The following is a 22,048-nucleotide window of genomic DNA, read 5'->3' as shown; positions in this document are numbered from 1 at the left end:
GGGTTCCGCCTGGACGGTGACAGCTGTCGGAACCCGGTACCGGCCCTACCTCCGCCGTACCGGAACGGCGTGGGCTGCGGCGCGCGGCAGGGGGCCGACGTCGGAACGGCGACCGGGGCGCAACGCCGCGTGCCGCTGGCCGGGACCGGCGCCGTCACGGGCGGCGAGGGCATCCGCGACCGCCCCGGTGGCGAATCCGTAGATGGACTTGTGCAGGACGTCGACGGCGAGTTCGGACCGTGGCCAGGTCTGCGGCGGGGCTCCCACTCCGGTGGCGTTCTCCAGAATCTGATCGCTCGTCAGCCGCACCACGGTGAACATCCCCGACGCCAACGGACCCCGCAGGCCAGCCTGTGCCATGGTGGCGCGCAGCACGCCCACGAGCGCGCCCTGCCCGTAGTGCATGGCGAGGTTCCGCCACCGCGGCTGACGCTTCGGCGCCTCCGGCATGCCCGTGAGCCGCGCCAGCACGCGGGCCGGCACATGGGAGTCGGGCCGCCCGGTCACCCGCTGCTCCAGCTTCTCCGCCGCGGTCATCACCGCCGCTCCCGCCAACCCGGCCACCAGCCCCTGCCACACCGCACGCTTCAGCATGGCCACCCCCTACCCACCGGTCTTGCGCCTACACCCGCCGAACGGTGGTGGCAGGAGCCAGGCCTTCGGCCCTCTGGCCTCGACGTCACCGCTTGCGGGGCGCCACCAGGCCCGATTCGTAGGCGAGGACCACGAGTTGGGCGCGGTCACGGGCATGGAGCTTGGCCATCGCCCGGTTGACGTGGGTCTTGGCGGTGAGTGGGCTGATCACCATGCGTTCCGCGATCTGATCGTTGGACAGGCCCTGCGCGACGAGGGCGACGCTCTCCCGTTCGCGGTTGGTCAGCGCCTCCAACCGCGCGTCCGCCGCTGCCTGGAGCGGCTCGGTGACGTACCGGTTGATCAGCTTGCGGGTGATGGACGGTGCGAGGAGGGCGTCGCCGCGCGCGGCGACGCGCATGGCGTGCAGGAAGTCCTCCGGCTCGATGTCCTTGACGAGAAATCCGGCGGCGCCGGCGCGCAGGGCGTGGAAGACGTGTTCGTCGAGGCCGTAGTTGGTCAGGATCACGACGTGCACCTGGGCCAGGGCCGGGTCCGCGGCGATGCGCCGGGTCGCCTCGATGCCGTCCATGACCGGCATCTGTATGTCGATGAGCGCGATGTCGGGCAGGTGCTGCCTGGCGAGAGCCAGGCCCTCCTTTCCGTCGGCGGCCTCGGCCACCACCTCGATGTCGTCCTCGACGTCGAGGAGCGCGCGGAAGCCGCTGCGAAGGAGCGGCTGGTCGTCGACCAGCAGGACGCGGATCATGACGCCCGGCCCACGGGTAGTTCGGCGTGGACGGTGAAGCCGCCCTCGTTGCGTGGCTCCGCGCGGAGGCGACCGCCGAGGGCGGTGACTCGTTCGCGCATCCCGAGCAGCCCGACGCCGGGAATCGGGGCGGCGGCCGGCGTGGCCGTACCGTCGTCGTCCACCTGGATCGCGAGGGCGTCCGGACGGTAGTCGACCCGGACCGACGCCGTGGCGCCGGCGGCATGACGGGCGATGTTGGTCAGGGATTCCTGAACGATCCGATAGGCCGTCCGGTCCACCGCGGCCGGCACGTCGTGCCGTTGTCCTTCGATCGTCAACGTGGCGTCCAGGCCCGTCATGCGAGCCCGCTCCACCAGCTCCGGGAGGTGGTCGAGCCCGTGCGGCGGTGTCGTGTCGTCGTCGCGCAGCGTCTCCAGGGTCGCGCGCAGCTCCCGGTTCGCCTCACGACCGGCCTCGCGGATCGCCAGCAGGGCCTCCGGCACCTGCTCTCCACGCTTGCGGGCCAGGTGGACGGCCACTTCCGCCTGCACCTTGATGATGGAGATCTGGTGGGTGAGCGAGTCGTGCAACTCCCGCGCGATGTGCAGCCGCTCCTCGTCGGCGCGCCGCCGCGCGGTCTCCTCCCGGGTGCGCTCGGCCTCGTCCGCCCGCCGTTCGGCCTGCCGCAGCGCCTCACCCGCGGCACCGGCGGCCACCAGCCACGCCAGCTCGAGGGCGCCCCGGGCCTGTGCGAACGCCTCACCCACGGACAGATCCTGCGGCAGGGCGAGAGCCGCGAGCGGGAGAGCGGCCAGCATCAGCACGGCGGCCACGACCGTGGTGACGTGGTGGCCCGCCCGCACCGCCGCGTAGACCGCGAACAGGAACGCGACGGCGGGCACATCGAAGCCGACCGCCTGGTAACCCACCGCGCACAGCCCGGTGACGGCCAGGACGGGAACCGGCGCCCGGCGGCGCGCGGCCAGCGCCAGGCCACCGGCCGCCAACAACGCATAGCCCAGCAGGTCGGTCTCCGTGCCGAGGTGGCCACCGGACCGCCCGGCGACCAGCAGCACCGCAGCCACGCAGACCGCGATCGCCCAGTCTCTGGCACCGGCCCGTCCTGTGCTCATGCGCGCACCATAGCCCGATGTCGCCGCGGTGCGACTCCTGCTCGCGGAGGAGCGTCCGCCTACCGCACCCGCAGTACCGTCGCCGCGTCTGCCGCATCCGCGGCAGGCGGGTGGGCCACCGGCGGCAGCGCGAAGAGCGTCCCGCTGCGGGACGACCGGCGGCGCTCCCGGCGACATGCTCAAGCTCCTGACGAGAGCACCAACGAGGAGCGGAACATGAGTCGATCAACAGCCCTGACGTCGGTCCGACGTGTACTTGCCTCGACCGGAGCCGCCGTGACCGGAGCCCTCGGGCTCGCCGCGCCGGCCGCCGCACACGTCTCCGGTCAACCGGTCGCCGCAGATGTGGGCACCATGAGTGCCGGGCGCCTCGGGGCATCCGTGGGCGCCCTGCTGGGGCTGGCCGGCGTGGTCATCGGTGGGCTGGCCCTGGCCCGCCCCACCAGTCGTATCGGCACCGGACAGGGGCGACTCGGAGCCGCGATCACCCTGGCGGTGGGGCTGATCGGCATCGCCCTCGGCGGCCTGGTCGTGGCCACCTCCGACAGTGGCATCGGCACCGGCAACGGGCGAGCCGGGGCCTATGTGGCCCTGGTGGTGGGCCTGATCGCCATGGTTCTCGGTGGCCTGGCTCTGGCCCGCGCCCGCCGCACCGGCTGACCGGCGAGGTCGACCGCACGACCGGTGTCTATTGCCGCGCCGCAGAACGAGTGGTAGTCATCTTGGAGAAGGTTGATCACCAAGCGACCCGGGAGGCGGCGATGATCGTTGCCAGGCGGTGGCCGAACGGCCGCGACCCGGTCGGCGCCACGACCGCGTCTATCCGGTAGGGACCGACCGGCGAGTGTTCGAAACCCGCGACCCGTCCATTGCCCCGAGACATCGGGGTACGGGTGGCGGGCGCCGCCGCGCGGGCAGCGGTGATTCCCGCAGCCGGCGCGGCGGCGCAACGAGGAGCGGCCCTGCCCTCGACGTGCGGGGCGCGTCCACCCGGGGCACGAGCAGCCGTTGCGTAACTCGGGAGCGGTCCCCGCCGCGCGATCGGGCACCTCGGCACGACCCCCCGCACCCCCGAGAAAGGTGGACCCATTCATGAACCACCCGCAGAACGAAGGGCTGAGCCGGCGCCGCGTGCTGGGCGGAGCCGCCGGACTGGCCGCTGGAGCCACGGTGGTCGCGGCGGGGCTGCCATCCGGCGCCGCCGCCGCTCCCGCGCGGACCGCGCCCGACGTCGCCCGCTGGCGCAGGCAGGCCGCGCACGTCACGATCACCCGGGATGACTGGGGCATCCCGCACGTGGTGGGCAGGACCGACGCCGACGCGGTGTTCGGGATGATGTACGCCCAGGCCGAGGACGACTTCAACCGGATCGAGCGAAACTACCTGGTGAGCCTCGGTCGCCTCGCCGAGGCCGAGGGCGAGAGCGCCATCTGGCAGGACCTGCGCCAGCGGTTGTACGTCGACCCCTCCGCGCTCAAGCGGGACTACGCGCACTGCCCGTCCTGGCTGCGCAAGCTGATGCAGGCCTGGGCCGACGGCCTCAACTACTACCTCGCGACCCACGCCGAGGTGCAGCCGCGTGTGATCAGGCGGTTCGAGCCGTGGATGCCGTTGAGCTTCTCCGAGGGCAGCATCGGCGGCGACATCGAGCGGGTGCCACTCAGCCAGCTCGAAGCCTTCTACAGCGGGCGCTCGGTGCCGATGACCGATGAGGAGCGCGGGCTGCTGTTCCGCGAGCCCAGCGGCTCGAACGGCATGGCGATCGCGCCGAGCCACACGCGCAACGGCCACGCGTTGCTGCTGATCAACCCGCACACCAGCTTCTTCTTCCGCTCCGAGCAGCACGTGACGAGCCGGGAAGGGCTCGACGCGTACGGCGCGGCCACCTGGGGGCAGTTCTTCATCTACCAGGGCTTCAACGCGAACACCGGCTGGATGCATACGTCGAGCGGCGTGGACAACGTCGACGAGTTCGCCGAGACGATCGTGACCGGCGCGGATGGGCGGCACTCCTACCGCTACGGCAACGCGCTGCGGCCGGTGCGGACGAAGACGATCACGCTGTCGTACCGCACGGCCGATGGCGGGCGCGCTCGGCGCAGCTTCGCCACCCTTGCCACGCACCACGGTCCGATCGTCCGGGAGGCGGACGGCAAGTGGATCGCGTTCGCGCTGATGAACCGGCCCGTCGAGGCGCTGCAGCAGAGCTTCCTGCGCACCAAGACCCGGGACTACGCGGACTTCATCCAGGTGGCGGGCCTCAAGGCCAACAGCTCGAACAACACGCTCTTCGCGGACTCCAAGGGTGAGGTCGCCTTCCTGGTGCCGCAGTTCATGCCGGTGCGCGACGATCGCTTCGACTACCGCAGGCCCGTCGACGGCAGCGACCCGGCCACCGACTGGCGTGGGCTGCACAGCCTCCGGAGTCTCCCGCAGGCGGTGAATCCGAGAAACGGCTGGGCGTTCAACACGAACAACTGGCCGTGGACCGCGGCCGGCCCGGACAGCCCCGACGCCGCCGACTATCCGCGCTACTTCGACCAGGCCGGGGAGAACCCACGCGGACCGCAGGCGATCCGGGTGCTCAGCGCGCGGGACGACTTCACCCCGCAGACGCTCATCGCAGCGGCCTTCGACACCTACCTCACCGCCTTCGCCCGGCTCGTGCCCGGGCTGGTCGCGGCCTGGGACGAACTCCCCGCGGGCAACCAGCAGAAGGCCACCCTCGCCGGCCCCATCGGCCTGCTGCGCGGCTGGGACTACCGCTGGGGCGCGCAGTCGACCGCGACGTCGCTGGCGGTGTTCTGGGGCGAGGCGCTCTGGGCGCCCCTGGCTCAGGCGGCACGGGACGCGGGCATGTCGATGTGGGACTACCTGGCCGAGGGCGCCACCGACGAGCAGCGGCTCACGGCGCTCGAAGCCGCGGCGGGGCGGTTGACGCAGGACTTCGGCAGCTGGCAGGTGCCGTGGGGCGAGATCAACCGCTTCCAGCGCAACGACGGCGCGATCGTCCAGACGTTCGACGACGCCAAGCCGAGCAGCCCGGTGCCCTTCACCTCCGCGCAGTGGGGCTCACTCGCCTCGTTCGGGGCGAGGCGCTACCCGGGAACGAAGCGCTACTACGGCACCAGCGGCAACAGCTTCGTGGCGGTCGTGGAGTTCGGGCCGAGGCTACGCGCCTGGGCCGTGACGGCGGGCGGCGCGAGCGGCCACCCGGACTCGCCGCACTTCAACGACCAGGTCGAACGCTACGCGAGCGGGAACCTCCGGCCCGTCTACTTCTACCCGGAGGACCTCAAGGGTCATGTCGAGCGACGCTACCGGCCGGGTAGCTGACCTTTTGCCACAGGCGACCTCATCGGCGCGGCGTTCGCGCAGACCGGAGGCGCGGACGTAGGACCGTTGTCGACGCCGTCGCGTGTCGCGGCCGGCCACCCGGCCGGGGCACGCGTCGGTGTCGGCGCCGCACGATCAGCGCGGCGACGGACGCGCGCCGGGTGTGGCGAGGGTGTGCAGCGTTTCGGTGGTCGCCGGGTCGGCCGGGAAGAACGCCTCGATGGCCAGCCCGGACACGGTGACATCCAGCGGAGTGCCGAAGAGGGTCGTGGTGCTGACGAAGGACAGCGCCTGGTCGTTGTGGCGGTACCGGAGCGGAATGACGACGCGCGAGAGGGCATCGCTGATCGGCGCCGCGTGGGCGTCGTCGCCCGGATAGCCGCGAAGCTCCTCGTGCAGGTCGTACAGCACCGGGTCGTTGGTCGTCGCGGCCTGCTGGCGCAGCCGGTTGAGCAGGTGGGCGCGCCATTCGGGCAGATTGAGGATTCGCGGCGCCATGCCGTCGGGGTGCAGGCTGAGCCGCAGCACATTGATCGGTGGGGTGACGAGGTGGGGCGGCGCGCCGGCGGTGAACAGGGCGACCGCGGGGTTGGCGTCGACGAGATGCCAATGCTGGTCGACGAGGACCGCCGGGTACGGGCAGTGCCCGTCGAGGATCTGCCGTACGGCGGAGCGTACCGGCGCCAGTTCCGGATCGCTCAGCTCGTGGCTGGGGTAGGCGGGCGCGTAGCCGCCGGCGAGCAGCATCGTGTTGCGCTCCGCCAGGGGCATCTCGAGCTGCTCCGCCAGCCGCAGGATCAGTTCCGGGCTGGGCCGGGATCGCCCGGTCTCGACGAAGCTCAGATGCCGGGCCGACACCCCCGCCTCGATCGACAGGTCGAGCTGACTCATCCCGCGAGTTCGGCGCCAGTCACGCAGCAACTCCCCCACTGGTCGCCCCGGCCTGGTCATGGTCGTCACGCCATCGACCCTAGGACCGCACCGTCGCACAGGCCATTACCTGCGACGTAATCGACAGCCGGCCGGCACGCCGGAAATCATCTCCTCCAGACGCAACGACCTCCGGCGAACGAGGAGAGATCCATGACGACCACATTCGACGAGTTGGCCGAGCGCTACATCGCGGTCTGGAACGAGACCGACCCGGGCAGGCGGCGCCGGGACATCGACGACCTGTGGGCCCCCGAGGGCCGCTACATCGACCCGCTGACCGTCGCCGAGGGCCGGGACGCGCTCGACGCGACGATCGCCGCCGTGCAGAACCAGTTCCCCGGCATGACGTTCCGGTTGGCCGGGCCGGTCGACGGCCACCACAACCAGGCGCGCTTCACCTGGGAGCTCGGGCCGGACGGTGTCGAGGCGCCGATCGTCGGCTTCGACGTCGTCGTCACCGACGGGAACGGGCGTCTGACCCAGGTGCTGGGCTTCCTGGACCGACTCCCAGCGGCCTGAGAACCTCCCGCTGTCCCACCACCGGCCCCGAGAGCCGGGTCCGACCCGAACGGAGACCCATGACGGCGTACGCGCTCGCACACCTGCGTAAGGCACCCGTCCACGCCGACGTGCTGGAGTACCTGGAGCGCATTCAGTCCACCCTCACACCCTTCGAGGGCCGGTTCATCGTGCACGGCGGAATCATCGACGTCCTGGAAGGCGACTGGCCGGGTGACGTAGTGATCATCGAATTTCCCGACCTGGCCAAGGCCCGCTCCTGGTACCGCTCCGGCGCCTACCAGGAGATCAAGACGCTGCGGACAAGGCACCTCGCCGGCGAGGTGATCCTGGTCGCCGGGGTCGGAGCCGACCACAGCTCGTCGCAGATGGCTGCCGGACTCCGTCAAGCCCACGGTCTGTAGCGTCGCTGATCGGGCGAGCCCGACGCGTCCGCGCGGCGGAGGTGGGCGCGGCGGGCGCGTCGGCGGTCGTTGATGTCGAGGCACCGGTCGGTGGAAGGGCGGCGCGGGACATGCGGGTGACGATGGCGAGCGCCGCGGCACGGCCCGGCCGCGTGAACGAGGACTTCACCGGCGCCGTACCCACGGGGGCGGTGCTGATCGACGGCGCCGGCATTCCCGGCGCCGAATCGGTCTGCCGGCACGGGGTGGCCTGGTACGCCAACCGCCTCGGCGGCCGCCTCCTCAGCCTCCTGTCCGTCGCGCGGGACCGCAGTCTTCCGGCGCTGCTCGCCGACGCCATCGAGCAGGTGACGGACGATCACCGGGGCACCTGTGACGTCGCCGATCCCATCAGCCCGTCGGCGACCGTGGCCATCCTGCGCCGGTCCGACGACGTCTTCGAGCACCTGGTGCTCGGCGACTCGGTCGTCGTGCTCGACAGAGCGGCTGACGCGCCCCTCGTCGTCACCGATCCACGGGAGGTGATCATCAGCCGGTCGTACGAGGCCGCGCTGGAGGCCGTCGTCGCGGACAGCGACGAGTACCACCGGATCCTGCGGGACCTGCGCGCCAACCGGAACCAACCGGGCGGCTTCTGGGTGGCCAAGGACGACCCGCGGGCGGCGGAGGAGGCCATCACCGGCAACTGTCCGGTCTCCGAGCTGGCCGGCGCCGTCCTGCTCAGCAATGGAGCCAGCCGCGTGGTGGACCGGTTCCGGCTCGCCGACTGGCCAGGCGTCCTGGCCGTCCTCGCGTCGAACGGACCCGCCGAGATCATCCGTCGAGTCCGGCAGGCGGAGGCGCGCGACGCGGTGGCGGCGGACGACGCGACGATCGCCCACTGCACCGATCTGGGCGGGGCTTGATCCGGTGGGACACCGAGGAGCCGCCGGTCGTGGCCCGGTTGGCCGGTCCGGTTTCCACGCCGGTCGCCGGGGTACCGCCGCTGTGCAGGACCGAGGGAGGGGCGCACCGGATGAGTGAGCGGGAACAGCACCGCGACGGCGACCGTACCGGGGTGCCGCAGGACGCGGCGGCGAAGCGGGCGGCGCAGGATGCGCACGGCGGCAGCATGGCGCCGGGGATGGTGGACGACACGGGCCACCCGATCAGCGAGGCGCCGGCCGACCGCGTGGCCGACACCGACAGCGCCGACTGACGGCCGGCGCCGGGGGCGACCGGACGACACCGTCGGTGTCGCCCCGGCGCCGGGTCGCGGTTTGCCCTCGGACCGCGGGGGTAGGGATTTCAGTGCTTCGGGCGGTACCGGGGCAAGTCGTCCGTCGACGCACTGGTCCAGGAGGCATCGAATGCGAGCAATGGTCTACCGCGGTCCGTACCGCCTCCGGGTGGAGGAGAAGGACCGTCCCGTCATCGAGCACCCCAACGACGCGATCGTACGAGTGACGCGCGCCGCGATCTGCGGGTCGGACCTGCACCTGTATCACGGGATGATGCCCGACACCCGGGTCGGGATGACCTTCGGTCACGAGTTCATCGGCGTGATCGACGAGGTGGGTCCGTCGGTGCGGAACGTCAAGCCCGGTGACCGGGTGATGGTTCCCTTCAACGTGTACTGCGGGTCGTGCTTCTTCTGCGCTCGGGGGCTGTTCAGCAACTGCCACAACGTCAACCCCAACGCCACCGCCGTGGGCGGCATCTACGGCTACTCACACACCTGCGGCGGCTACGACGGCGGTCAGGCCGAGTACGTCCGGGTGCCGTTCGCCGACGTCGGCCCGAGTCCGATCCCCGAGTGGATGGACGACGACGACGCCGTCCTGCTCACCGACGCGCTGGCCACCGGGTACTTCGGGGCGCAGCTGGGCGACATCGTCGAGGGTGACGTGGTCGTGGTCTTCGGTGCCGGGCCGGTCGGTCTGTACGCCGCCAAGTCGGCCTGGCTGATGGGCGCCGGCCGGGTCATCGTCATCGACCATCTCGACTACCGGCTGGAGAAGGCGGCCTCGTTCGCCCACGCCGAGACCTACAACTTCGCGGAGTACGACGACATCGTCGTGCAGATGAAGAAGATCACCGATCACCTGGGCGCCGACGTGGCCATCGACGCCGTCGGAGCTGAGGCGGACGGCAACTTCCTCCAGCACGTCACCGCCGCGAAGCTGAAGCTCCAGGGCGGCTCCCCCGTCGCCCTCAACTGGGCGATCGACTCGGTCCGCAAGGGCGGCACGGTCTCCGTGCTGGGCGCGTACGGGCCGATGTTCAGCGCCGTCAAGTTCGGCGACGCGCTGAACAAGGGACTGACCCTCCGGATGAACCAGTGCCCGGTGAAGCGGCAGTGGCCGCGCCTGTTCGAGCACATCCGCAACGGCTACCTCAAGCCCAGCGACATCGTGACCCACCGGATCCCGCTGGAGCACATCGCCGAGGCCTACCACATCTTCTCCGCCAAGCTCGACGGCTGCATCAAGCCGCTCATCATTCCGAACGCCGCCTGACCTGACCGGGAGCCCGACGATGCCCTACACACCGGACAAGCCGAAACTGGCCGAATCCAGCGACGAGCTGCGTGCCCGGATTCCCGGGTGGGGCGCCGACCTGGACCCGAAGGACCGACCCTCGGTGCCGAAGGAGCGGTTCGACCCGAACCTCAACGGCGCACACTGGGAGTTCCCCGACCGGCAGCCCGAGAAGTGGCCGCGGGAGAGGTCGATCGAGCACAAGTTCCTCACCCCGGTCTTCGGGACCTCGTGCCCACCGAAGGGCCTGTCCGGGATGATCCGCCGCTACTCCTACCGCCGGTACAGCGAGGGCCGCGCCGCCCACTGGCTGCTCCTGCTCGCGGCGGACCGGGTGGACGCGGTGGAGAGCACCGTCGGGTCGTTCCTGTCCCGCCACCCCGACAACCCGCTCACCGAGACCGGCGTCCTGAGCGAGTTCAGCCATCACGGGCTCGCGTCGCGGCTGCGCGGCAGGCGGGTGGACCGCGTGCACCACCCGCTCGACCCGATCATCGTCGCCGCGCCCTGGGTCCTGGCCGGAGGGGTCGCCTACCTGACCCTCAGGCGGGTCGTCGGGCGCAGACGGAGCTAGGGCGGTCGGCCGCCGCACGAGTGTGACCGGCCCTGTCCGTCTCCGCCACCGGGGTCCGGTATACGTCGGTCGACGCACTCGACGCGGTTCCCCCTCAGGAGCCCGATCCGGGTCGATGCGCGCGCGGTGCACGACGATCGGGCTCCCTCCCCCCGAGGCGGATCAGTTGCTGGTGGGTACCTGGTCCTTGACCTCGTCGTAGCCGACCTTGGCGGGCGCCGCGGTCGGCGAGTAGATCACGCGGAGCACGCCCGTCGGGAACGTCTCCGTCGCCGTCACCTTCAGGTGGTACGGCACGTCCCCCTCGTCGAACAGCTTGCGGCCCTTACGCGCGGCCACCGGATGCACCAGGAGGCGCAGCTCATCGACCAGCCCCGCGGCGAGCAGTTGCTGCACCACCGAGATCGACCCGGGGATGAGGATGCCCTTGATGCCGGCATCGGCCTTGAGCGAGGCGACGGCTTCGAGCAGATCGCCGTTGATCAGCTCGGAGTTGCGCCAGGAGAACTCCAGGGGCTGGCGCGAGACGACCACCTTGCGTACGTCCCCGAGCTGCTTGGCGAACGGCGCGTCGTCCCCACCCGCGGCCTCACGGTCGGGCCATGCTCCGGCGAAGCTGTCGTAGGTTTCGCGCCCGATGAGCAGCACGTCGGCGGTGTCATAGTCCTCGCCGACGGCGCGGCCCATGTTGTCGTCGAAGTAGGGGAAGTGCCAGTCGGGGTCGATCTCGGCCACACCGTCGGCGGAGATGAACAACGTGGAGATGACCTTTGCCATTGAGGTGATCCCTTCGTGTCAGGTGGTGTCGGTGGGTGGACCGGCGCATCATCCCAAACTCATCGACCAGCCCTGGGTCCGTCCGCGCCGAGAAGGTCGATATTTCCGCTCGTACGAGGCGTCGGCTCAGATGTGGCGCAGCACCGTGCGCACCGGCGGTCGCGGTAGGTTGCACAGTCATGGCCACGACCGCCGACGTCCGTCACGAGCTCGCCAGCCTCGCCGACCCGCGTCGGGCGGAGGGATCGAGCCGGTTTCTCCAGATGACGCCGGGCGGGTACGGCGAGGGCGACCGGGCCATCGGTGTCTCCGTGCCGGAGCAGCGCAGGGTGGCCGCCCGCTACTGGCGGGACCTCTCGCTGGCCGACACCGCGGAGCTGTTGAGCAGCGGCGTGCACGAGGAGAGGCTGACGTCGCTGTTCATCCTGGTTCGGAAGTTCACCAAGGCAGACGCGGAGGAACGGGGCCGGATCTTCCAACTCGTCCTGGCCAACACCGACCGCATCAACAACTGGGACCTGGTGGACTCGTCCGCGCCGTACATCGTCGGCCCCTGGCTGATCGACAAGGACCGCGGCGTCCTGGATCGGTTAGCCGAGTCGAGCGTGGTGTGGGATCGACGCATCGCCGTCATGGCGACTTTCGCCTTCATCAAGGCCGGCGACTACCAATGGACCTTCCGGCTCGGTGAACGGCTCCTGCGCGACCCGCACGACCTGGTTCAGAAGGCGGTGGGCTGGATGCTGCGCGAGGTGGGCAACCGTGACAGAGCCGCGGAGGAGGCGTTTCTGGCCGGGCGTTACCGGGTCATGCCGCGGGTCATGCTGCGCTACGCGATCGAGAAGTTCGAACCGGAGCGTCGCCGGGAGTACCTGACCGGCGTGGTCTAGCCGGGGGCGCCGGGGCGCGCGAGAGGGTGGCTGGCCACGAATCCAGGCGAACTCGACAATCCGTCCCTTAGGTTACTGCGCAGGGGCTGTCGAGACCGGGAGGCGACCGTGGAGAGCTATCCGGCGATCGAGGATCACGGGCTCATCGGCGACCTGCAGACCGCCGCGCTGGTGACGTGCGACGGAACGGTCGACTGGTTCTGCGCGCCGCGCTTCGACTCGCCGAGCATCTTCGCCGCGCTGCTGGACCGCGAGCGCGGTGGCTACTTCCGGATCGCGCCGCACGACGTCCGGTACGTCACCAAGCAGCTCTACCTGCCGGGCACTCCGATCCTGATCACCCGGTTCATCAGCGCGGACGGCGTCGCCGAGGTGATGGACTTCATGCCGGTCACCGGCGATCTGGCCACTGACACGCACCGCCTGGTCCGCATGGTCAACATGGTCCGGGGCACCATGCGGTTCCGGGTGGAGTGCAGGCCCCGGTTCGACTACGCCCGGGAGAAGCACCAGCTGGAGCGCCACCGCCAGGGGTACGTCTTCCGCAGCCGGTCGGCGTCGCTCACCTTCAACCCGGTCGACCCGGTGCGGCAGCTGCTCTCCCAGGGCGGCGACATCAGCCTGGAGGACGGTGACCTGGTCGCGTACGGCACCCTCAACGAGGGTGACACCGGCGGGGTGGTCCTGGAGACGTCCGGCACGGAGCCCCGGATCGTCCCGCCGGAAGAGGTCCAGGGCATGTTCGAGTGGACCCGGGACTACTGGCGGCGCTGGGTCGAGCGTTCCCGCTACACCGGGCGGTGGCGGGAGATGGTCGAGCGCTCGGCCATCACGCTGAAGCTCATGACGTACGCGCCGACCGGCGCCATGATCGCCGCGCCCACCGCCGCGCTGCCCGAGCTGGTCGGCGGCACCCGCAACTGGGACTACCGCTACACCTGGGTACGCGACACGTCGTTCTCGGTGCACGCGCTGCTCGGCCTCGGCTTCACCGAGGAGGTCAGCCGGTACATGAACTGGCTGGACGAGCGGATCCGCGAGGCCGGTGACCACCAGGACCCGCTGAAGATCATGTATCGGGTGGACGGCTCCTCCGACCTGCACGAGGAGACTCTCGACCACCTGGAGGGCTACCGCGGCTCCCGGCCGGTGCGGATCGGCAACGGCGCGGCAGACCAGCTCCAGCTCGACATCCACGGCGAGGCCCTCTACGCCATGCATCTCGCCGACGAGCAGGGCATCCGCGTCTCGCACCAGGTGTGGAAGAGCACCGTCCGGCTCGTCGACTGGCTCTGCCGCCACTGGGACCGACCCGACGCCGGCATCTGGGAGAGCCGCCACCACCCCCGCAACTACACCTTCGGCCGGGTGATGTCCTGGGTCGCGCTGGATCGGGCCATCCGCCTCGCCACCCGCACCGGCCGCCCCGGGGACGTCGCCGGCTGGTCGGAGCAACGCAACCAGATCTACAACCAGGTCATGGCCCGCGGATACCACCGGGAACGCGGCAGCTTCGTGCAGGCGTACGACGAGAACGTGCTGGACGCGGCACTGCTCGCCATGCCGGCCGTCGGCTTCATGACGCCGAGCGACCCCCTCTGGCAGTCCACCTTGAACGCGATCGAACGCGAGCTGGTCTCGGACAGCCTGGTCCACCGGTACGACCCGGTCCACTCCCCCGACGGCCTTCCCGGGCACGAGGGCACCTTCAACATGTGCACGTTCTGGTACGTCGAGGCGCTGGCCCGCACCGGTCGCCTGGACGACGCCCGGCTCACCTTCGAGAAGATGTTCACCTTCAGCAACCACCTCGGCCTGTACGCCGAGGAGATCGCCGCGACCGGTGAGCAGATCGGCAACTACCCGCAGGCGTTCAGCCACCTCTCCCTGATCAACTCGGCGCTGGCGCTGAACGACCTGCTCGACGCCGAGGCCGACGCCCGGCGCCGCCGTTGAGGGCGGCCGGCGCTGCCGTTAGGGCGCCCGGCGCCGCCGTTGAGGGCGGCCGGCCACGACGCCGGGCGCGGGGCGGGGAGGTGTAATTTCTAGGCTTTACCCGGCTCGACCCACTGCTCAGGAGTGTTCTTGAGGATCCTCGACGAAGTGTCGCGCACGCTGAACGAATACCTGCTGGTACCGAACCTGACCACCGCGGACTGCACCCCGGACAACGTCGACCTGAGCGTGCCTCTCGTGCGGCACCGACTCGGCGAGGAACCGGCCATCCGTGTCGCCACCCCGCTGACCAGCGCCGTCATGAGCGCCGTCTCCTCGCCCCGGCTGGCGATCGCCCTGGCCCAGTGCGGCGGACTGAGCTTCGTCCACCAGAACCAGTCCGTCGAGGCGCAGGCGGCCATGGTGACAGCGGTCAAGCGGCACAAGGCCGGCTTCCGCTTCTCGGACATCAACATCAAGCCGTCGGCGACCCTGGGCGAGGTTGCGGCCCTGTTGGCCTCCGCGGAACGCGACGTCGCGGTCGTCACCGACGACGGCAGCCCGCACGGACTGTTCGTCGGCCTCATCTCGACCGATGATTTCCACCCTCGCCGGCACGACCTCGGCGACTCCGTCGAGTCCCGCATGCGTCGGGCCGCCGACCTGGTCACGGCCCCTCCGACGGTGTCCCTGTCCGAGGCCAACACGCTGATCTGGGACCACCGCCTCGACGTGCTGCCCGTCGTCGACGACGAGGGCCTGCTGCACTCCATCGTGCTTCGCCGCGACTACGAGCTGCACAAGCAGTTCCGCAATGAGTCGATCGACGCCGACAAGCGGTTCCGCGTCGGCGCGGGCGTCAACACCCACGACTACCGCGAACGAATCCCCGCGTTGGTCGACGCGGGCGCCGACCTGCTGTGCATCGACTCGTCCGACGGCTACTCGGTCTGGCAGGCCGACACGCTCGCGTTCGTCCGGGACACCTACGGCGAGGACGTCCGCATCGGTGCGGGCAACGTCGTCGACGGACGTGCATTCCGCTACCTCGCCGAAGCCGGCGCGGATTTCGTCAAGGTCGGCATCGGCGGCGGCTCGATCTGCATCACCCGCGATCAGAAGGGCATCGGTCGCGGGCAGGCCTCCGCCCTGATCGACGTCGTCGAAGCCCGCGACGCCTACCTGCGCGAGACCGGCGTCTACGTGCCGTTGTGCTGCGACGGCGGCCTGCTGACCGACTCACACATGGCCGTCGCGTTCGCCCTCGGCGCAGATTTCGTGATGCTCGGCCGCTACTTCGCCCGCTTCGACGAGAGCCCGGCGCCGCTCGTCCGGGTCGGCGGTCAGTTCTTCAAGGAGTACTGGGGCGAAGGCTCGAACCGGGCCCGGAACGTCACCCGCTACGAGCACGGCGGCGGGACCGAACTCGCGTTCGAGGAAGGCGTCGACGGCTACGTCCCGTACGCGGGCAGCCTCTACGACAACGTCGGCACCACCATCGCCAAGCTGAAGGCGACGATGATCAGCTGTGGTGCGACCGACCTGCCGCAGTTTCACGACAACGCCGTGCTGGTGCCGGTTTCGCAGCAGAGCTTCCTGCAGAACACCGCAGAGATCCGGCTCCGGGACCGGCCGAGCGACACCGGCCGCTAGCGGCATCCGGGACCACCGGGGCGCAACTGTGCGCGGCCCCGGTGGTCCCTTTCCGCCCCGTCACCGTCCCAGGGCCCGGGAGTCGTCCGGGCCGAGGCCAGATGTCGGGTCAGTCCCGTTCGTCGGCGAAGGCCGCACGCGGGTCGAGGAGTTGACCCCTCGCGTACTCCTCGTCGAAGGCGGCCGGGCCGAGCGCCTCGGTCGCGGCGGCGCGCGTCCTGGCGAGGTCGGCCGCGTCGTCGGGGTCCGGCACCTGGCCGAGCGACGCGAACGCGGCGTCCGCGACACCGATCATGCGCGCCGCCCGCGAATGATCACTTTCGGCCGAGGCGAGTGCGGCACCGGCCACGCAGACGTACGGCACGAAGTCGGCCCAGCCGTTACGGAACACCCGCTCGCGGCCCTCGGCGAACAGCTTCCTCGCCACGTCGAGATTGCCCAGACCCAGCTCACAGAATGCGAGGTTGTGATACTCCGAGTTGACCGTCTTGGGCTGGTCGAGCGACTCGTTGAGGGCGATGCTCTCCCGGTACAGGTCACGAGCGCGAAGCAGGTCGCCGGACATGCGGGCCACGGCGGCCAGCACGTGCCTCGGCCGTTCCTCGAGGCGGCGGTCGCCGGAGCGCAGCGCCACCGCAAGGGCCTCCCCGGCCCGGGCCTCTCCGCCGGGCAGGTCACCGCCACGGATGGCGACCCGGGCCAGGCTGTATCGGGCCTCCACCTCGCCCGCCGGGTCGCCGGCCGCCCGGGCGCGCTCGATCTCGGCCTCACTCATGCGCACCACGGCGTCGGTCTCGCCGCGCCGGAAGGCCGAGCGCACGTTCGCACTGAAGTTCATGGGACCTCTCCCCTGGATGTCCGTCGTGGTCGGTCATCAGGTCAGCGCCGTCATCGTCGACCTGGCCGTCTCGTCCGTCACCGTGCCTGGAACACGGTCCAGTTCTCCACGAGATGAAAGCCCATCGACTCGTAGAGCGGCCGGCCCATCGCGCTGGCGTGCAGGTAGGCCGCGTCGGCGCCGGCTGCCACGCCGTCGAGCAGCACGGCCTCGGTGACCGCCCGGCCCAGGCCCCGACCCCGGGCGGACGGAACGACGGCGATGTTGAACACGCCGACCACGCCGGCGGTCCGCATTCCCAGCCCGGTGCCGATGGGTCGGCCGAACTCCTCGGCCAGATAACCGGTGATGGGGTCGGCGTCGAGTACGGCACCGCCCATCAGCGAGCCGAAGACGCCCTCGGGAGCGTCGAAGCTCCGGGTGAGACCCTCGGTGTAGAGGTCGCTTTCGACCGCGTCGACCTGGCGCACCAGCTTCCCCTGCGCGGTGTCGGCCCGGTACACGATGTCGCCCGCGTTGCAGGCCAGCAGCGGCAGATCACCGCGTTCGAGCAGCCCGTGCCGGGCCGCGAGATCGGTGACCTCATCGCCCGCCTCGCCACGAACCATGATCGACCAGCGGGCGGCCTGCCTGCTGACCTCGGTCGCCATCTCGTCGAGCGCACCAAGATCCGGTTCCGACGTCGTGTCGTAGGCCGCGTTCAGCGTCGCGACGCCGGCATGGGTCACCGCCGCACGGGCGGTGCCCCGCTCGGCGTACCAGCCCTTCGGAGTCACCCGGCAGAGGACCTCAATCGCATCGAAGTACGCCGCCGCCATCCGATCAGCGGTTTCGTTCATGGCCGCCTTCCAGAAAGAACGGTCGTTCTTTGTCGGGCCACCAACCTAGGCCCTCGCCCCGCTTGTCAGCAAATGCCCGCGCCACGCTCTACCGGCACTTCACCGGCAAGGAAGCTCTCGTCGTGGCGTACCTCGAACGCGAGGACCAGATGATCCGGGCCCTCTGGAACGAGGGGCTCGGCCGCGCCGTCTCCGCCGACCACGCGCTCGAGATGGCCATCGAAGGAGTGGCCGACGACGCCTACCGACACCACACGCGCGGCTGCCCGTTCATCAAGGCGGCCGGCGAGTTCCCCGACCCGGAGAGCCCGGTCCGCCGGGTGATCAGCAGGCACCGCGCCTGGTTCCACGCCGAGCTGCGGCGCCTGCTCGCCGAGGCCGGTCGCGACGACGTCGACGCCAAGTCCGAGACCCTCGCCATGCTGCGCGACGCGCTCATGATCGGTTGCTTCCTCGACGACCGTGATGTCACCCGCCGTACTTTCGTCCGCACTGCGCGCTGAGTGGCCGGCCTGCGCTGAGCGCGGGGGCTGTCTTACGACGACGTTGGCGATTCACGCCCGTACGCCCCGGTCGGTGTTGTTCGATGTCATCGCGCCGTTCCCGACGTCCTCCGAGGCGATCCTCCTGGCGCTGCGCGATCTCGACGCCCCGGTGCCCGGTCGGTCGGCGCTTCTGTCGCTGGTCGGCGAGCGAGCTGGATGAAGGAAGGAGATGGTCATGAAGGACGGCAGGAACGTGTCGTTGACGGTCGTCGGCAGTCGCACCGAGGGGGAACTCATCGTCGGCCTGCTGCGCAGTTACGGCCTGCGGGCCGCCGTGGCGGCGGACGACGTCGGCGGGCAGGAGCCGCACCTGCAACTGCAAGGGGTCCACGTGCTGGTCGCCGCCGATGACGAAGCCTCTGCCCGTCAGATCCTGGCCGCTGCCGAACAGGGCGGGATCGACGAGCGGACAAGCGGCAGCTGAAGGGCCGACCTGGACGTCCGGACCCGATGTGCGGGACGAGCCCCGGTCGACCGCTGAGGGATCGACCGGGGCTCGCGGTTGGAGCAGGGTCAGGCGACGTCGAACCGGTCGAGTTCCATGACCTTGGTCCAGGCCGCGACGAAGTCCGTCACGAACTTCTCGCGCGCGTCGTCGCTGGCGTAGACCTCCGAGAGGGCCCGCAGCTGGGAGTTGGAGCCGAAGATGAGGTCGACCGCGGTGGCGGTCCACTTCACCTCGTCGGTGGCCAGATCCCGGATCTCGTACACGTGCTCGTCGGACTCCGACGCCTTCCACCGGGTGCCCGGCGAGAGCAGGTTGGCGAAGAAGTCGTTGGTGAGCACGCCCGGCCGGTCGGTCAGGACGCCGTGCCGCGTACCGCCGACGTTGTTCCCGAGGGCGCGCAGGCCGCCGACGAGGACGGTCATCTCGGGCGCGCTCAGGCTGAGCATGTAGGCACGGTCGAGGAGCAGCACCTCCGGCTGGGTCTTCTCGCCGGGACGCAGGTAGTTGCGGAACCCGTCGGCACGCGGCTCAAGGACCCGGAAGGACTCGACGTCCGTCTGCTCCGCAGTGGCGTCGGTGCGGCCCGGCCGGAACGGCACGGTCACCTCGACGCCAGCCTCGCGCGCCGCCTTCTCGACGGCAGCCGAGCCGGCCAGCACGATCAGGTCCGCGAGCGAGATCTTCGCGCCGCCGGCCTCGTTGAACTCCCGCTGGATGCCCTCCAGGGTCTCCAGCACCGTGGCGAGCTGCTCGGGCTGGTTGACCTCCCAGCTGCGCTGCGGCTCGAGACGGATCCGCGCGCCGTTGGCGCCACCGCGCTTGTCGGTGGACCGGAAGCTGGCGGCCGAGGCCCAGGCGGTGGAGACCAGCTGGGCGGTCGTCAGGCCGGACTCCAGGACCTTCGCCTTGAGAGCGGCGATGTCGGCGTCACCCACGAGCTCGTGGTCGACGGCCGGCACCGGGTCCTGCCACAGCTGGGGCTCCGCCACCCACGGCCCGAGGAAGCGGTCGACCGGACCCATGTCGCGGTGCAGCAGCTTGTACCAGGCCTTGGCGAACGCCAACGCGAACTCGTCGGGGTTCTCCAGGAAACGGCGCGAGACCTTCTCGTACGCCGGGTCGAAGCGCAGCGCCAGGTCGGTCGTGAGCATCGTCGGCTTGTACTTCTTGGACGCGTCGAACGGGTCCGGGATGATCTCCGGGGCGTCCTTGGCGACCCACTGCTTCGCACCGGCGGGGCTCGTGGTGAGCTCCCACTCGAAGCCGAAGAGGATCTCGAAGAAGCGGTTGCTCCACTGCGTCGGCACGTCGGTCCACGTCACCTCGAGACCGCTGGTGATCGTGTCCCGACCCTTGCCGGTGCCGTGGCTGCTCAGCCAGCCCAGGCCCTGCGCCTCCAGCGGGGCGCCCTCGGGCTCCGGGCCCACGTGGTTGTCGGCGGGGGCCGCGCCGTGGGCCTTGCCGAAGGTGTGGCCGCCGGCAATGAGGGCGACGGTCTCCTCGTCGTTCATCGCCATCCGGCCGAAGGTCTCCCGGATGAAGTACGCCGCCGCCCGCGGGTCCGCGTTGCCGTTCGGGCCCTCCGGGTTGACGTAGATGAGGCCCATCTCGGTCGAGCCGACCTCGGGAGACATCTCGGCCTCGCCGACGTAGCGCTCGTCACCCAGCCAGGTGTCCTCGGGACCCCAGAAGATCTCCTCGGGCTCCCAGACGTCCTCGCGGCCGAAGCCGAAGCCGAAGGTCTTGAAGCCCATCGACTCCAGGGAGACGTTGCCGGCGAGCACGAGCAGGTCGGCCCACGAGATCTTCTGGCCGTACTTCTGCTTGACCGGCCACAGCAGGCGGCGCGCCTTGTCGAGGTTGGCGTTGTCCGGCCAGCTGTTGAGCGGGGCGAACCGCTGCCCGCCGTCGCCGGCGCCGCCACGACCGTCGTGGATGCGGTAGGTGCCGGCGGAGTGCCAGCTCATCCGGATCATCAGACCGCCGTAGTGGCCGAAGTCGGCCGGCCACCAGTCCTGCGAGGTGGTGAGGACGTTGACGATGTCCTGCTTGAGCGCCTCGACGTCGAGCTTGGCGAACTCCTTGGCGTAGCTGAAGTTCTCCCCCAGCGGGTTGCCCTTGGAGGAGTGGGCGTGCAGCACCGACAGGTCGAGCTGGTTGGGCCACCAGTCCCGGTTGGTCCGCGGACGACCTCCGGTCTTGGGGGTCGGCGAGTCGATCGCCGGGTTCTCGCTCTCGCTGCCGTGCGCGGTAACGGAGTCGTGCGCGACGGGGCAGCCGGCCTCCGCCTTCTTGTCCACGCCCTGGGCGCTGGAGGGAGCGTTGTCCTGGGTGTCGCTCATGTACTTCCTTCCGAACTGACGGATCACTGGGCGGTGCGTTCGGTCGCGCAGTCGGGGCAGGCGCCCCAGTAGACGACCTCCGCCTCGTCGACCACGAAGCCGTGGTCGTCCGAGGCGGTGAGACAGGGAGCGTGGCCGACAGCGCAGTCGACGTCAGCGATCGCACCGCAGGAGCGGCACACGATGTGGTGGTGGTTGTCCGCCACCCGCGCTTCGTAGCGTGCGGTGGCGCCGGCGGGCTGGATGCGTCGCACCAGACCGGCGTCGGTGAGCGCGCGCAGGACGTCGTACACCGCCTGGTGGGAGACCGCGGGGAGATCGGTCCGGACCAGCCGGATCACCGTGTCGGTGTCGACGTGCGGATGGTCGCGCAGCGCGGCGAGCACCGCCAACCGGGGCCGGGTCACGCGCAACGCGACCGCCCGAAGCTGAGCCTCGAAGTCGGACGCCACGTGCCGAACATAGTCCACTCTTCTGGAATAGTTCAAGTTTGGCTCAGCCTCAACCCGGTAGGAGCCCAGCGAAACGGCGAAACCCCGCGATAACAGACACGGTACCGCTCACCCACCGGCGCCGCGCCCGGCAGGCCGAAGCCTGCCCGCACGCGAGGGGGCGGGACCGGCGGCGCCTGCCGATCCCGCCCTCCGTGCCGGCTGTTAGCTGGCGTACGTCTCGAATTCGCCGACCCGTGGCGTACCACTCGAGCTGTTGATCTTGAAGGTGATCTTGCTCAGCGCGGTGGCGGAGAAGGTGATGGAACCCGCGCCGCTGCCGGAGGCCAGGACGGCCCCGGTGTCGTGGTTGATGAGCTGCCAGGACCCGATGGAATTCTGGGTGCCCGACGGCTCGCGGATGATCACTCGGGACACCCGGGTGGCGGAGCCCCACTTGATCGAGATGGAGCCGGTCGAGCCGGCCGGTGACCAGTAGGTGCTGATGCTGCCGTCCCGCACGTTGCCGTAGCTTGTCCCGTCGGCCTTGCTGGAGCCGTCGGCACCGGCGCCGAGGCTGAGATTCGTCCCGCTGGGCGGTGGCGGGG

23 protein-coding genes and 1 pseudogene are annotated in these 22,048 nt (G+C 70.4%); 14 read left to right on the top strand and 10 right to left on the bottom strand.

Annotated features, from left to right (window positions below):
* Positions 1-45: 45 nt before the first annotated feature.
* The 3 genes from EAD89_RS05805 to EAD89_RS05795 all read right to left on the bottom strand — a co-directional run bounded on the left by EAD89_RS05805 (position 46) and on the right by EAD89_RS05795 (position 2,457).
* On the bottom strand, positions 46-594 hold the full coding sequence (locus tag EAD89_RS05805; RefSeq protein ID WP_121655313.1) for a hypothetical protein: 549 nt from the start codon (positions 592-594) through the stop codon (positions 46-48).
* An 85-nt stretch (positions 595-679) separates the two neighbouring features.
* Positions 680-1,342: a response regulator transcription factor gene (locus tag EAD89_RS05800; protein WP_121655296.1), complete on the bottom strand. Its 663-nt coding sequence runs from the start codon at positions 1,340-1,342 to the stop codon at positions 680-682.
* Positions 1,339-2,457, bottom strand: coding sequence for a sensor histidine kinase (locus tag EAD89_RS05795; RefSeq protein ID WP_121674993.1), 1,119 nt, complete (start codon positions 2,455-2,457; stop codon positions 1,339-1,341). Before EAD89_RS05795 ends, EAD89_RS05800 begins: the two co-directional genes overlap by 4 nt.
* Before the next feature lie 276 nt (positions 2,458-2,733).
* Here EAD89_RS05795 and EAD89_RS05790 point away from each other — a divergent pair, with 276 nt between their 5' ends.
* Together EAD89_RS05790 and EAD89_RS05785 are read left to right on the top strand one after the other, a co-directional pair.
* Positions 2,734-3,117: a DUF6223 family protein gene (locus EAD89_RS05790; RefSeq protein WP_233578226.1), complete on the top strand. Its 384-nt coding sequence runs from the start codon at positions 2,734-2,736 to the stop codon at positions 3,115-3,117.
* Between the two features lie 432 nt (positions 3,118-3,549).
* Positions 3,550-5,793, top strand: coding sequence for a penicillin acylase family protein (locus EAD89_RS05785; RefSeq protein WP_121674991.1), 2,244 nt, complete (start codon positions 3,550-3,552; stop codon positions 5,791-5,793).
* A gap of 135 nt (positions 5,794-5,928) precedes the next feature.
* On the opposite strand, the gene EAD89_RS05780 is transcribed toward EAD89_RS05785, so the two are convergent.
* Entirely contained in the window at positions 5,929-6,744 is an 816-nt protein-coding gene (locus EAD89_RS05780) for a helix-turn-helix domain-containing protein (RefSeq protein WP_121675032.1), read from the bottom strand.
* A 132-nt stretch (positions 6,745-6,876) separates the two neighbouring features.
* Here EAD89_RS05780 and EAD89_RS05775 point away from each other — a divergent pair, with 132 nt between their 5' ends.
* From EAD89_RS05775 to EAD89_RS05750, 6 genes are all read left to right on the top strand, one after another.
* Positions 6,877-7,245: a nuclear transport factor 2 family protein gene (locus EAD89_RS05775; protein ID WP_121655292.1), complete on the top strand. Its 369-nt coding sequence runs from the start codon at positions 6,877-6,879 to the stop codon at positions 7,243-7,245.
* A gap of 59 nt (positions 7,246-7,304) precedes the next feature.
* A complete protein-coding gene (locus tag EAD89_RS05770; protein WP_121674990.1) occupies positions 7,305-7,649 on the top strand; it encodes a DUF1330 domain-containing protein in 345 nt (114 codons plus the stop codon).
* A gap of 110 nt (positions 7,650-7,759) precedes the next feature.
* Positions 7,760-8,554, top strand: coding sequence for a protein phosphatase 2C domain-containing protein (locus EAD89_RS05765; protein WP_233578224.1), 795 nt, complete (start codon positions 7,760-7,762; stop codon positions 8,552-8,554).
* A 110-nt stretch (positions 8,555-8,664) separates the two neighbouring features.
* Positions 8,665-8,847 carry a hypothetical protein gene (locus tag EAD89_RS05760; RefSeq protein ID WP_121675030.1) on the top strand — a complete coding sequence of 61 codons (183 nt, stop codon included), beginning with the start codon at positions 8,665-8,667 and terminating at the stop codon, positions 8,845-8,847.
* Positions 8,848-8,998: 151 nt separating this feature from the next.
* Entirely contained in the window at positions 8,999-10,147 is a 1,149-nt protein-coding gene (locus tag EAD89_RS05755) for a zinc-dependent alcohol dehydrogenase (protein WP_121655289.1), read from the top strand.
* 19 nt (positions 10,148-10,166) lie between these two features.
* Complete coding sequence (locus EAD89_RS05750) at positions 10,167-10,742, top strand: hypothetical protein (RefSeq protein WP_121674989.1); 576 nt, start codon at positions 10,167-10,169, stop codon at positions 10,740-10,742.
* 162 nt (positions 10,743-10,904) lie between these two features.
* Here the strand turns inward: EAD89_RS05750 and EAD89_RS05745 are convergent, their stop codons facing one another.
* Complete coding sequence (locus EAD89_RS05745) at positions 10,905-11,519, bottom strand: dihydrofolate reductase family protein (protein WP_121674988.1); 615 nt, start codon at positions 11,517-11,519, stop codon at positions 10,905-10,907.
* A 179-nt stretch (positions 11,520-11,698) separates the two neighbouring features.
* On the opposite strand from EAD89_RS05745, the gene EAD89_RS05740 reads away from it, so the two are divergent.
* The 3 genes from EAD89_RS05740 to EAD89_RS05730 all read left to right on the top strand — a co-directional run bounded on the left by EAD89_RS05740 (position 11,699) and on the right by EAD89_RS05730 (position 15,997).
* On the top strand, positions 11,699-12,409 hold the full coding sequence (locus EAD89_RS05740; protein WP_121674987.1) for a DNA alkylation repair protein: 711 nt from the start codon (positions 11,699-11,701) through the stop codon (positions 12,407-12,409).
* Between the two features lie 108 nt (positions 12,410-12,517).
* A complete protein-coding gene (locus EAD89_RS05735; RefSeq protein ID WP_121655285.1) occupies positions 12,518-14,365 on the top strand; it encodes a glycoside hydrolase family 15 protein in 1,848 nt (615 codons plus the stop codon).
* A 129-nt stretch (positions 14,366-14,494) separates the two neighbouring features.
* Entirely contained in the window at positions 14,495-15,997 is a 1,503-nt protein-coding gene (locus tag EAD89_RS05730) for an IMP dehydrogenase (RefSeq protein ID WP_121675029.1), read from the top strand.
* Between the two features lie 109 nt (positions 15,998-16,106).
* Here the strand turns inward: EAD89_RS05730 and EAD89_RS05725 are convergent, their stop codons facing one another.
* Positions 16,107-16,835: a tetratricopeptide repeat protein gene (locus tag EAD89_RS05725; RefSeq protein ID WP_121674986.1), complete on the bottom strand. Its 729-nt coding sequence runs from the start codon at positions 16,833-16,835 to the stop codon at positions 16,107-16,109.
* A 77-nt stretch (positions 16,836-16,912) separates the two neighbouring features.
* On the bottom strand, positions 16,913-17,674 hold the full coding sequence (locus tag EAD89_RS05720; RefSeq protein WP_147458763.1) for a GNAT family N-acetyltransferase: 762 nt from the start codon (positions 17,672-17,674) through the stop codon (positions 16,913-16,915).
* A gap of 62 nt (positions 17,675-17,736) precedes the next feature.
* Between EAD89_RS05720 and EAD89_RS05715 the strand changes: the two genes are divergently transcribed.
* From EAD89_RS05715 to EAD89_RS05710, 3 genes are all read left to right on the top strand, one after another.
* Positions 17,737-18,177 (top strand): TetR/AcrR family transcriptional regulator, encoded by a 441-nt coding sequence (locus EAD89_RS05715; protein ID WP_147458762.1) that lies wholly within the window; start codon positions 17,737-17,739, stop codon positions 18,175-18,177.
* A gap of 73 nt (positions 18,178-18,250) precedes the next feature.
* Positions 18,251-18,379 carry a hypothetical protein gene (locus EAD89_RS31225; protein WP_255421258.1) on the top strand — a complete coding sequence of 43 codons (129 nt, stop codon included), beginning with the start codon at positions 18,251-18,253 and terminating at the stop codon, positions 18,377-18,379.
* Positions 18,380-18,394: 15 nt separating this feature from the next.
* The gene (locus tag EAD89_RS05710; protein ID WP_147457430.1) at positions 18,395-18,643 is read left to right on the top strand and encodes a hypothetical protein; all 249 of its coding nucleotides are present in this window, start codon (positions 18,395-18,397) and stop codon (positions 18,641-18,643) included.
* Between the two features lie 89 nt (positions 18,644-18,732).
* Here the strand turns inward: EAD89_RS05710 and katG are convergent, their stop codons facing one another.
* From katG to EAD89_RS05695, 3 genes and pseudogenes are all read right to left on the bottom strand, one after another.
* A complete protein-coding gene (gene katG / locus EAD89_RS05705) occupies positions 18,733-21,009 on the bottom strand; it encodes a catalase/peroxidase HPI (RefSeq protein WP_121674983.1) in 2,277 nt (758 codons plus the stop codon).
* A gap of 23 nt (positions 21,010-21,032) precedes the next feature.
* The gene (locus EAD89_RS05700) at positions 21,033-21,461 is read right to left on the bottom strand and encodes a Fur family transcriptional regulator (RefSeq protein WP_121655279.1); all 429 of its coding nucleotides are present in this window, start codon (positions 21,459-21,461) and stop codon (positions 21,033-21,035) included.
* Positions 21,462-21,665: 204 nt separating this feature from the next.
* A pseudogene (locus tag EAD89_RS05695) lies at positions 21,666-22,048 on the bottom strand (pectate lyase); the annotation flags it as partial.

The sequence above is a fragment of the Micromonospora sp. BL4 genome (assembly GCF_003667505.1).
Lineage (GTDB): Bacteria > Actinomycetota > Actinomycetes > Mycobacteriales > Micromonosporaceae > Micromonospora.
This window is presented reverse-complemented; position numbering and strand designations above follow the sequence as displayed.